Source organism: Alteromonas sp. ISO5, assembly GCF_058105165.1.
Genome location: NZ_CM176572.1, coordinates 3,966,345 through 3,978,872 on the forward strand (window position 1 = coordinate 3,966,345; position 12,528 = coordinate 3,978,872).

Here is a 12,528-nt window from a genome sequence, read left to right on the forward strand (position 1 = left end):
AATGAGTTTACCCGTTCATGAGTTCGACGCTGTCGTAATCGGCGCCGGCGGCGCAGGTATGCGCGCAGCACTGCAAATCTCGCAGTCTGGCAAATCCTGTGCATTATTATCAAAAGTGTTTCCAACCCGTTCGCATACTGTATCTGCCCAGGGAGGGATTACGGTAGCGCTGGGTAATTCCCATGAAGATAACTGGGAATGGCACATGTACGATACGGTGAAAGGTTCTGATTACATTGGTGACCAGGACGCCATCGAATATATGTGTAAAACCGGACCTGAAGCCATCATTGAGATGGAAAATATGGGTCTGCCTTTCTCGCGTTTCGAGAACGGTAAAATTTACCAGCGCCCATTTGGCGGCCAGTCGAAAAACTTCGGTGGTGAGCAGGGCGCAAGAACAGCCGCCGCGGCTGACCGCACCGGTCACGCGTTACTGCATTTGCTGTATCAACAAAACGTCAAAAACAAAACTAAAGTATTCAGCGAATGGTATGCACTGGACCTGGTGAAAAACCAGGATGGTGACGTGGTAGGTTGTACTGCTATCGACATTGAAACCGGTGAAGTAGTTTATTTCAAATCTAAAGCCGTTGTTCTGGCGACTGGTGGTGCAGGTCGTATTTATGCATCTACCACTAACGCACACATTAACACCGGTGACGGTGTGGGCATGGCACTGCGTGCCGGTGTTTGTGTTCAGGACATGGAAATGTGGCAGTTCCACCCAACCGGTATTGCCGGTGCCGGTACCCTGGTAACTGAAGGGTGTCGTGGTGAAGGTGGTTACCTGCTTAACAAAGATGGCGAGCGCTTTATGGAGCGTTATGCACCAAATGCCAAAGATCTGGCTGGTCGTGACGTCGTTGCCCGTTCGATGATGACTGAGATTCGTGAAGGTCGTGGTTGCGATGGTCCGTGGGGCACGCACATCAAACTTAAGCTGGACCACCTGGGTAAAGACGTACTTGAATCACGTCTGCCTGGTATCCTTGAGCTTTCTCGTACTTTTGCTCACGTTGATCCGGTTAAAGAGCCGATTCCGGTTATTCCAACCTGTCACTACATGATGGGCGGTATTCCGACTAACGTTGACGGTCAGTGCTTAACGCTCGACGAAAATGGTAATGATAAAGTCGTTAATGGCCTGTTTGCCTGTGGTGAGATTGCCTGCGTATCAGTACATGGTGCTAACCGCTTAGGTGGTAACTCGTTACTTGACCTGGTGGTATTTGGTCGCGCAACTGGTCTGCACTTAGGTCACAAACTGGACGAAATGACGCCAAGTCGCGAAGCTTCTGAATCTGATCTGGAAACTGCCATGGCGCGTTTCAATCGTTGGGAAGGTTCAGAGAAGGGCAAGGGCGAAGATCCGGTTCAAATCAAGAAAGATTTACAGGAATGTATGCAGCTAAACTTCTCGGTATTCCGTGAAGGCGATGCCATGGCCGAAGGGCTTAACCAGCTTAAAGAAATCCGTGAGCGCCTGAAAGTGGCTCGTCTGGATGACAAGAGCGCCGACTTTAACACCCAGCGTATTGAGTGTTTAGAGTTAGACAACCTGATGGAAACCGCCTATAGCACCGCTGTTGCTGCGAACTTCCGTACCGAGAGTCGTGGTGCACACAGCCGCTTTGACTATCCGGATCGTGATGATCAAAATTGGTTATGTCACAGTGTTTACAACCCGGCAACTGAAGCCATGGTTAAACGTGATGTCAATATGGCGCCTAAGCTTCGCGAAGCCTTCCCGCCAAAAGTACGTTCATACTAAGAGGGGTTAGATCATGCAATTAACTTTTTCGGTATACCGTTATAATCCTGAGGTGGATAATGCACCTCGCATGCAGGATTACACCCTGGACGTTGAAGAAGGCCAGGATATGATGGTGCTGGATGCCCTGATTCTTTTAAAAGAACAGGATCCAACCTTATCGTTCCGCCGTTCTTGTCGTGAAGGCGTTTGTGGCTCTGACGGCATGAACATGAATGGTAAAAACGGACTGGCCTGTATCACACCGTTATCGGCACTGGGTTCTGGTAAAGTGGTTATTCGTCCACTGCCAGGCTTACCGGTTGTACGTGACCTGGTGGTTGATATGACCCAGTTCTATACTCAGTACGAGAAAATCAAGCCGTTCCTGATTAACGACAGCAAACAGCCGCCGGCAAGAGAGCATCTGCAGTCTCCTGAAGAGCGTGCTAAACTGGATGGACTCTATGAGTGTATACTTTGTGCATGCTGTTCAACATCTTGCCCATCTTTCTGGTGGAACCCGGATAAGTTCATCGGACCAGCTGGCTTGTTGCACGCTTATCGATTTTTAATCGATAGCCGCGATACCGCAACAGACGAGCGATTGAACGATCTGGATGATGCATTCAGCGTGTTCAGATGTCACGGCATCATGAACTGTGTAAGTGTATGTCCTAAAGGACTCAACCCTACAAAAGCGATTGGACATATTAAGTCCATGCTTTTACAACGGGCTGTTTAGCAATTAACTTGATTACTGTTTTGAGTAACAAGTGAGAAATGCATAAATGGCCATCCTTACGGGGTGGCTATTTTTTTGTAAATGTGGTCGGGTAAGACGTCCGACCTGATAGTTTTATTGACAACCTAGCAAGGCACAATAATGCAAGAAAGCGTGATGAAAGCGTGGTGGGACTCATCGCACATGGCTGGAGCCAATGCTGCCTATGTGGAAGCATTGTACGAAGCCTACCTTGACGACCCGCAGAGTGTCTCTGATTCCTGGCGTGATACCTTTGACGCTTTACCCAAAGTGGATGGTGTGGAATTAGAAAGTAACCATAGCCTTATCAAAGACCAGTTCCGTAAACTGGCGTCTCTGGGACCACTGGCCCGTTGTAGCAGTGGGTCTGCTACCACAACGAGCAGCAATCAGTCGGATCAGAAACAGGTTAAGGTGTTACAGTTAATCAATGCCTACCGATTCCGTGGGCACCAGCATGCCAACCTCGATCCGCTGGGATTGTGGAAACAGGAACGGGTCAGAGACCTGGAGTTGTCGCATCACAATCTATCCGAGACGGATTTTGACACGGTTTTCAACGTTGGCTCATACGCCATCGGCAAGGAAACCATGCCATTAGGCGAGCTGTTTAAATCACTGAACAGAACCTATTGCAGCTCTATCGGTGCAGAATACATGCACATTACCGATACGGAGCAAAAACGCTGGTTACAACAACGTATCGAGTCGGTTGAAGCACGTCCTCAAATGGAGCGTGATACCAAGGTCAGTATCCTTAAGGGCCTGGTTGCCGCTGACGGTATGGAAAAATACCTGGGCTCAAAATTCCCGGGTGCCAAACGCTTCTCACTGGAAGGTGGCGATGCGCTGATACCAATGCTGAAAGGGCTGATTACAGAAGCCGGCACACAAGGCACTAAAGAAGTTGTCGTGGGTATGGCTCACCGTGGTCGTCTTAACGTGCTGGTTAATGTGCTGGGTAAGAACCCGTCGGTACTGTTCGATGAGTTTGCCGGTAAGCACGACCAAACTCTGGGTGCCGGAGACGTAAAGTATCACGCAGGTTATTCGTCTGACTTTGCCACCCCTGGCGGTAACGTTCACCTGGCACTGGCATTTAACCCATCGCATCTGGAAATCGTTAATCCGGTAGTCATGGGCTCGGTTCGCGCCCGTCTTGACCGTCGTGAAAATAGCGCACTGAAAGTATTACCTGTAACTATTCACGGTGACTCGGCCATCGCCGGTCAGGGTGTAGTGCAGGAAACGTTTAATATGTCACAAACCCGCGGGTTTGCAGTAGGTGGTACGGTTCGTATTGTTATCAACAATCAGGTCGGTTTCACCACCTCGAAGATTGAAGATACCCGTTCTACGCAATACTGTACGGATATCGCCAAGATGGTTCAGGCACCTATCTTCCACGTCAACTCAGACGATCCGGAAGCGGTGTTATTTGTAACGAAACTGGCGCTGGACTTCCGTAATAAGTTTAAACGTGACGTGGTTATCGATTTAGTTTGTTACCGCCGTCATGGTCATAACGAATCTGATGAGCCGAATGCCACGCAGCCGGTTATGTATCAGAAAATCAAGAAGCATCCGGTACCTCGTGAACTGTATGCCGAGCAGCTAATCGCTGAAGGTGTGACGTCCAGGCAGGATGTGGACAAAATGGTTGAAGACTACCGAGCCGCTCTGGATCACGGTGCCTGCGTAGTTGAAGAATGGCGCCCAATGACCGAGCATTCGGTTGACTGGCGCCCTTATCTGGGCCACGACTGGGATACGCCCTATGACGGTAGTTTGAGCCTTGAAGAACTGAAATCACTGGGTGAGCGTCTGGTGACGTACCCTGATGATGTTAAGTTACAGTCTCGGGTAAATAAGGTTTACACCGATCGTAAAGCCATGGTTGCCGGCGAGCGTAGTCTCGACTGGGGGATGGCTGAGTTGCTGGCATATGCTTCGATTGTGAAAGGTGGTACCAGCATTCGTCTGACCGGTCAGGACTCCGGGCGTGGTACTTTCTTCCATCGTCACGCGGTGTTACATAACCAGGTCGACGCATCAACCTACATGCCGCTACAGCACATCAGTGACGATCAGGAAGCCATAGAGATCTACGACTCGGTGCTGTCTGAAGAAGCGGTAATGGCTTTTGAATATGGTTATGCCACAGCAGAACCTACTTGTCTGACAATCTGGGAAGCCCAGTTTGGTGACTTCGCCAATGGTGCTCAGGTGGTATTTGACCAGTTCTTAAGTTCTGGTGAAGCCAAGTGGGGCCGTCTGTGTGGTTTAACCGTTTTACTGCCGCATGGTTATGAAGGCCAGGGGCCGGAGCACAGTTCTGCCCGACTTGAACGCTTCTTACAATTATGTGCTGATCACAACTGGCAGGTCTGTGTACCGTCAACGCCGGCCCAGGTCTATAACATGATCCGCCGTCAGGTGGTTCGCCCAATGCGTAAGCCATTGATTGTTATGTCACCTAAGTCATTACTCCGTCATCCGATGGCCGTCTCTTCGTTGGAAGAGTTAGCCGAAGGTGTTTTCCAAAACGTAATTGGCGAAGTGGATGAGCTGCCAGCAAAGGACGTTAAACGCGTGGTAATGTGTTCTGGTAAGGTTTATTACGACCTGCTGGATCAACGCCGTAAAAACGAACAAACCGATGTTGCCATTATTCGTCTGGAACAGCTGTATCCGTTCCCGCAGGAAGAATGTGCAAAGATTGTGGCCGAGTACAGCCACGTAAAAGACTGGGTTTGGTGTCAGGAAGAGCCACAAAACCAGGGTGCCTGGTATTGTAGCCAACATCACTTCTGGCAGGTGATCCCAGATGGTGCCAAATTAACATATGCGGGACGTGCGGCTTCAGCGTCGCCTGCCGTAGGTTATTTATCCGTTCACAACCAGCAACAAAAAGCCCTGGTTGAAGACGCTCTCACGATAAAATAAGGAACAGAGATGACAATTGAGATAAAAGTTCCGGTTCTACCCGAGTCAGTTGCCGACGCCACGATTGCAACCTGGCACGTAAAAGCCGGGGACAGTGTAAAACGCGACCAGAACCTGGTAGACATTGAGACAGACAAGGTGGTACTGGAAGTTGTTGCCCCTGCAGATGGTGTTATCGGTGAGATTATCGATGAAGAAGGTGCCACCGTATTGGGTGAACAAGTGATTGCTAAACTGGAAGAGGGCGGTGCTGCACCGGCCAAATCTGAAAGCAAGTCAGAAAGCAAAGCTGATGCTGCGCCAACCAAGGCTGAAGCACCAACTGCTGATGAAGCCAGCGGTGAAACCGTAGATATCAAAGTACCGGTTCTGCCCGAGTCAGTTGCCGATGCAACGATTGCCACCTGGCATGTAGGCGCTGGTGAAAAAGTCAGCCGTGACCAAAATCTGGTAGATATCGAAACCGATAAAGTCGTTCTGGAAGTCGTTGCGCCGGCAGATGGCTCGATTGCTGAAATTCTGGCTGAAGAAGGTACGACGGTTACAGCCGAAGAAGTGATTGCGAAATTCACTGAAGGTGCTGGTGCATCTGCTCCGGCAACTTCAGCCAGTGAAGAAAGCAGTGACGACGGTGACAGCGATGCATTAAGCCCGTCTGTACGCCGCTTGTTAGCAGAAAAAGGCGTCGATCCGGCTAAAGTAAAAGGTTCAGGTAAAAACGGTCGCATCACTAAAGAAGATGTTGAGCAGTACCTGAAGTCTGACAGCAAGCCGGCACCAGCCAGCAAGGCTTCAGAAGAAGCGCCTGCAGTACCTGCCGGTGAGCGTAGTGAAAAACGTGTACCGATGACGCGTTTACGTAAAACCATTGCTAGCCGTCTGCTGGAAGCGAAAAACTCTACCGCAATGTTAACCACGTTTAACGAAGTTAACATGAAACCTATCATGGACCTGCGTAAGCAGTATCAGGAAGGTTTCGAGAAGCGTCACGGCATTCGTTTAGGTTTCATGTCTTTCTATGTGAAAGCGGTAACTGAAGCGCTGAAACGTTTCCCTGAGGTGAATGCATCATTGGACGGTGATGACATTGTTTACCACAACTACTTCGATATCTCCATCGCGGTTTCCACTCCACGCGGACTGGTTACGCCGGTACTGAAAGACTCAGATACCCTGGGTATGGCCGGTATCGAGAAAGGTATCAAGGAATTGGCACTTAAAGGCCGTGATGGCAAGTTGTCGATGGCTGAACTGCAAGGTGGTAACTTCACTATTACCAATGGTGGTGTGTTTGGTTCACTGATGTCTACGCCTATCATTAACCCGCCACAAAGTGCCATCCTGGGTATGCACAAGATTCAGGATCGTCCAATGGCCGTTAATGGCAAAGTTGAAATTTTACCAATGATGTATCTTGCGTTGTCTTACGACCACCGGATCATCGATGGCAAAGAATCGGTCGGCTTCCTGGTCACCGTGAAAGAAATGCTGGAAGATCCAACACGTCTACTTCTTGATGTGTAAGACTTTTGTAGCATAACTATGTGTGAAGATGATACTCATGTATCATCTTCACATACTGGTATTTGGGGACGGATACCAGTTGGGAATTAGTCGAGCCAGTAAATGGCTTTCGTTTAAATAAAAATCGGAAAGAAACACCATGAATTTGCATGAATACCAAGGTAAGCAGCTATTCAAAGAATACGGCTTGCCTGTTTCTGAAGGATACGCATCAGATACCCCACAAGGTGCAGTAGAAGCTGCTGACCGTATTGGTGGTAACGAATGGGTTGTTAAGTGTCAGGTCCACGCTGGTGGCCGTGGTAAAGCTGGCGGTGTTAAGCTGGTAAAAACCAAAGACGAAATTCGCGCTTTTGCTGAAAAGTGGTTAGGCAAAAACCTGGTGACATTTCAGACTGACGAGAACGGTCAGCCTGTAAGCAAGATCTTAGTAGAATCTTGCACTGATATCGCAAACGAATTGTACTTAGGTGCTGTGGTTGACCGTGGCACACGCCGCGTTGTTTTCATGGCGTCTACTGAAGGCGGTGTTGAAATTGAAACCGTTGCAGAAGAAACCCCGGAAAAAATCCTCAAAGCTGAAATTGACCCGATCGTTGGTCCTCAGCCTTATCAAGCGCGTGAAATGGCGTTCAAACTGGGTCTGCAAGGCGTACAGGTTAAGCAATTTGTTCAGATTTTCTTAGGCCTGGCAAAAATGTTTGAAGACCTGGACCTGGCGTTAATCGAAATTAACCCGCTGGTTATCAAAGCAGACGGTAATCTGCACTGTCTGGATGCCAAACTGGGCGTAGATAGCAACGCAATGTACCGTCAGCCTAAGTTGAAGGACATGAAAGATCCTTCTCAGGAAGATGCCCGTGAAGCGCATGCTGCTCAGTACGAACTGAACTATGTCGCTCTGGACGGTAACGTTGGCTGTATGGTTAACGGTGCGGGTCTGGCCATGGGTACCATGGATATCGTAAACCTGCACGGCGGCAGTCCGGCTAACTTCTTGGATGTTGGTGGCGGCGCGACCAAAGAGCGTGTTGCGGAAGCATTTAAAATTATTCTGTCCGACGACAACGTGAAAGCTGTACTGGTTAACATCTTCGGCGGTATCGTACGTTGTGACATGATCGCAGAAGGTATCATTGGCGCGGTTAAAGAAGTGGGCGTTGAAGTGCCGGTTGTTGTACGTCTTGAAGGTACCAATGCAGAGCTTGGCCGTGAAGTGCTGGGTAACTCTGGTTTGGATATCATCGCTGCAGAATCATTAACTGATGCAGCAGAGAAAGTTGTTGCAGCTGCGGAGGGCAAATAATGTCAGTTTTGATCGGTAAAGATACTAAAGTTATCTGTCAGGGTTTCACTGGCGGTCAGGGGACTTTTCACTCTGAGCAAGCGCTTGCCTACGGTACGCAAATGGTTGGCGGTGTAACGCCAGGTAAAGGCGGCACTGAGCACCTCGGTTTGCCTGTATTCAACACCGTTCGTGAAGCGGTGGAAGCAACTGGCGCCACAGCCTCTGTTATCTACGTACCAGCACCTTTCTGTAAAGACTCAATCGTTGAAGCGGTTGATGCCGGTATCGAATTAGTGGTTTGTATCACTGAAGGTATTCCTACGCTGGACATGCTTTACGTTAAAGAATACGTAAACGCCAAAGGCGCGCGCATGATTGGTCCAAACTGTCCGGGTGTGATTACACCGGGAGAGTGTAAGATTGGTATCATGCCTGGTCATATCCACAAGCCAGGTAAAGTGGGCATTGTGTCACGTTCAGGTACGCTTACTTACGAAGCGGTCAAGCAAACTACTGACGAAGGTTTCGGCCAGTCTACTTGCGTAGGTATTGGTGGTGATCCGATCCCAGGCTCAAACTTCATCGATATCCTGAAATTGTTCCAGGACGATCCACAAACTGAAGCCATTGTAATGATCGGTGAAATTGGTGGTACAGCTGAAGAAGAGGCGGCTGCGTTTATTAAAGAAAACGTCACCAAGCCGGTTGTGTCTTACATTGCCGGTGTTACTGCACCTCCAGGCAAACGTATGGGTCACGCTGGTGCGATTATCGCTGGCGGTAAAGGTACTGCAGATGAAAAATTTGCAGCCCTTGAAGCAGCAGGTGTAAAAACTGTTCGCTCTCTGGCCGATATCGGTAAAGCACTGCGCGAGCAAACTGGCTGGTAATCAGCGCTGGTTTAACACCGTTGTGTTAACAAATGATGATTGAAAAAAGCCCGCGATATGCGGGCTTTTTTATTATTTATCAAAAAGATACTTAAATTATTGGCTCATAATGGATCTTCTCGTATATAACTATAATTCAGTTGTGAAATAAATGTAAAAAAGTTAACTGAATACGTATGCATGACATTTTCAGTTTTTCACTCAGCAATTAGTATGAAGTTCGGTAATCAAACCGGCGAAATGTTGCACAACATTTCTCAACATAACTAATAATGGGGAAAACATGAAAACGTTCAAACCCAGTGCTATCGCTCTGGCACTATTAACCAGTGGGTTGGTTTTCGCTAGTTATCCGCTTTTGGCGCAAGACAGTGGTCAGGGAAAGCAGGACGAAGCTATAGAGCGCATTGAGGTGCGCGGTTTTAGCAGTAGTCTTATTCAGTCACTCAATCAAAAGCGTTTTGGTGATACCGTTTCAGAACAACTCTCAGCCGACGACCTGGGCGGCTTGCCCGACGTGAGTATGGCTGATGCCCTGACCCGCTTACCGGGGATATCCGCGGTACGAACCGGTGGCCAGGCAGCGGAAATCAATATTCGGGGGTTATCCGGGGATTTTGTCTTCTCGACACTGAACGGTCGGGAACAGGTATCTACCAGTGGCAGTCGGTCTATCGAATTTGATCAGTACCCGTCGGAATTAATCAATTCAGCGGCAGTGTATAAATCACCCAAAGCATCGTTGATTGAGGGCGGGGTGGCCGGTACGGTTGAGTTACAAACCGCCAGCGCGTTAGCCAAGAATGACAAACATACCTTTAATGCCAACGTGCGCGGTATGTTTAACGATCGTGCTAATGAAGTGGCTGATGCAGAGGAGTTCGGGCACCGACTGAGCTTTTCCTATCAGGGTAAGTTCTTAGATGACACCCTGGGAGTTTCCCTCGGCTACGCCAGATTGTATCAACCCAGTGTTTCTACTCAGTTTATCGGCTTTGCCTATAACGCCGAAGTTGATGTTGATGGCCTGGCCGGTGATGAAGAGAATTATAACCCCAATTCTGATGTCCCCCGGGAAGATCAGTGCCTGGAGTGTGAACGTATTTCCGAAGGCTTTGAAATGCAACACAAGGGGGGAGAGGAAACCCGAAACGGTTATGTCGCAGCCATTGAATGGGCACCACTGAATAACTTCACTTTAAAAGCTGATGCCTTTATATCCAAATTTGATTCAGAAGCCTTCGCCCGGGGTTTTCGGGTAAAACTCGGTGGCGTTAATACTGAAATCTACAATCCTGTGGTCGTCAATAACAGTGTCATAGGCGGCACATTCGTGCGTTCCGATAGCAGCGAAACCCGTATCGAACTGGTCAATGATGATAATCAGGATTTCGATAAAGTGGAAAGTTACGGTATCAATGCCGACTGGCAAATCTCTGATAATTTTTCTGCACAGTTTGATATAGCTTTATCAAAAGCCAACAGCAACTTCCGCAATGGTCTGTTGTGGTCCCTAGTTGGTGATGACGCCACCGCGGCCAGTCCGCGATTTGATGAAGACATTCAGATTTCCTATCTGCTTAATGGTCAGGACTTACCGGATTTACAGTTTAATCAGGCCGATGCCTTTACCGATCCGGACCGGGTCATGGTCAGTAAGTATGGTATTTATCCTTATGTTAACAGTGATGAACTGGATGCCTACCGGGCTGACTTCCAGTATTTTATTGATACGGACTTCATCTCATCCATCGAGTTTGGAGCCCGCTACTCAGACCGTACCTACAGTAACGATCGCTCAGTGTTTGAATACGGTAACGACCAGGCATTTTCCTCGAGCCAGCCGCCGCTGCGTCTGACGGATGATTTGGCCGAGGTGGTGAGCTGGCAGGGCGACTTTGCTTACTTTCCCAATTACCTTTCCATTAATTTGGATAAAGCACTGGAAGCCTGGTTTCCCTCCGGGATCCCGCAACCCGCGCAAACCTGGGGCGCAGGGGATCCAGGTGTGATTAACGGTCCCGATGATGCCACTGTGTCCACTGCATGGTCGGTACTGGAAAGTGGTGACGTGTTTGAAACGGTTTCCGCAGCGTATCTGATGGCCAATATTGATACCGAAATCGGCGGGTTACCGATTACCGGGAATATCGGCGTTCGCTATGTAAAATCCAAACAAAGCTCAACCACGCTGCAGCGGGCAACCATGTTTGTGGAAGATCCCGAGACCGGGCAGGATGTTGAGGTCAGTGACCCCACTGCAGGGGCACAAAATATTGTCGATGAGCTTGGCTACATCAATAATTTCTATCGGCCGGCCATACTCACTTACGAGTACACCGATGTACTGCCGTCGATTAACTTAAATTTCCAACTTACTGATAATTCGCAACTTCGTGTTGCCGCTGCGCGGGTAATGGGGCGTGCGCCGATCAATCGCTTTGCGGCCAATGCGTCGACCAATGTTGAGTTAATCAGCGCCACCCAGAACCGCGACTCTGGTGAGATTACCTTATCTAACCAGCAGGCGCGCATTTCGGGATCGTCAAATAACAGCCCTTACCTGGATCCGTTTTACGCAACTCAGTATGACATTTCCTATGAGCACTACTTTGACGACAGTGATGGCGCGATTGTAGTTGCGGGTTTTTATAAGAACATTGAATCGTTTATCGAAAACATTGCCATTGAACCTTATGACTTTGAAGGCAACGGTTTTGTGGTACCGGATTCAGTGACTGTACCGGTGTTTTACGAAGCCGATTATCCGGGCCAGGCGCCAGAGCCAGTGGTAGACAGTACCGGCGCGCAGGTTACCGTTACGGTGCCCACCACCGATGGTCGCTATGAAACCGCTATCAATAATGCCCGTGGAGGTTACATTCGTGGTATAGAGCTGGCTTATACCCAGATATACAGTGACTTACCGGGGATGTGGTCGGGACTGGGCGTTAATGCCAGCTACTCGTATACCGAAAGTGAAATACAGCGCACCGTGGGCAATGGCGTGTATGCCAGTCAGTTACCTGGCCTGTCAGAAAACGTCGCTACGATGACCTTATTCTGGGAATACGAAGGGTTTGAAACCCGGGTGTCAGGCCGCTACCGCGATGCGTTTGTTTCCAAGCAGGTCGCGGTCAACGATCAAACCGTCAATTTTGATTCAGAGTTAGTGGTGGACTATCAGGCGTCATACGAAATCAACGACAACGTAAGTGTGTTGTTCCAGATAAATAACCTGACCGATGAACCCACCAAAAGCTATTTCACCTCGCCTGAACAAACAGGAACCATTCAGTTCTTTGGAACCCAATATTTCCTGGGGATGACTTACTCGCTATGAATACCTTTACTCAACCCA

Annotated in this window: 7 protein-coding genes; all 7 read left to right on the forward strand. The window is 49.0% G+C overall.

All coding sequences use genetic code 11. The features are described 5' to 3' along the window. The first annotated feature begins 1 nt into the window (after position 1). Positions 2-1,774 (forward strand): succinate dehydrogenase flavoprotein subunit, encoded by a 1,773-nt coding sequence (sdhA, locus tag AC2T0J_RS17810; RefSeq protein ID WP_489807104.1) that lies wholly within the window; start codon positions 2-4, stop codon positions 1,772-1,774. A gap of 13 nt (positions 1,775-1,787) precedes the next feature. Then, positions 1,788-2,498 carry a succinate dehydrogenase iron-sulfur subunit gene (locus AC2T0J_RS17815; protein ID WP_489807105.1) on the forward strand — a complete coding sequence of 237 codons (711 nt, stop codon included), beginning with the start codon at positions 1,788-1,790 and terminating at the stop codon, positions 2,496-2,498. 141 nt (positions 2,499-2,639) lie between these two features. Next, positions 2,640-5,465 (forward strand): 2-oxoglutarate dehydrogenase E1 component, encoded by a 2,826-nt coding sequence (gene sucA / locus AC2T0J_RS17820; protein ID WP_489807106.1) that lies wholly within the window; start codon positions 2,640-2,642, stop codon positions 5,463-5,465. Positions 5,466-5,474: 9 nt separating this feature from the next. Beyond that, positions 5,475-6,989: a 2-oxoglutarate dehydrogenase complex dihydrolipoyllysine-residue succinyltransferase gene (odhB, locus tag AC2T0J_RS17825; protein ID WP_489807107.1), complete on the forward strand. Its 1,515-nt coding sequence runs from the start codon at positions 5,475-5,477 to the stop codon at positions 6,987-6,989. A 139-nt stretch (positions 6,990-7,128) separates the two neighbouring features. Further along, positions 7,129-8,295, forward strand: coding sequence for an ADP-forming succinate--CoA ligase subunit beta (gene sucC / locus AC2T0J_RS17830; protein WP_489807108.1), 1,167 nt, complete (start codon positions 7,129-7,131; stop codon positions 8,293-8,295). Beyond that, a complete protein-coding gene (gene sucD, locus AC2T0J_RS17835; protein ID WP_279321181.1) occupies positions 8,295-9,167 on the forward strand; it encodes a succinate--CoA ligase subunit alpha in 873 nt (290 codons plus the stop codon). The genes sucC and sucD overlap by 1 nt, the downstream gene beginning before the upstream one ends. 283 nt (positions 9,168-9,450) lie before the next feature. Further along, positions 9,451-12,510, forward strand: a complete 3,060-nt coding sequence (locus AC2T0J_RS17840; protein WP_489807109.1) for a TonB-dependent receptor — start codon at positions 9,451-9,453, stop codon at positions 12,508-12,510. Positions 12,511-12,528: the final 18 nt, after the last annotated feature.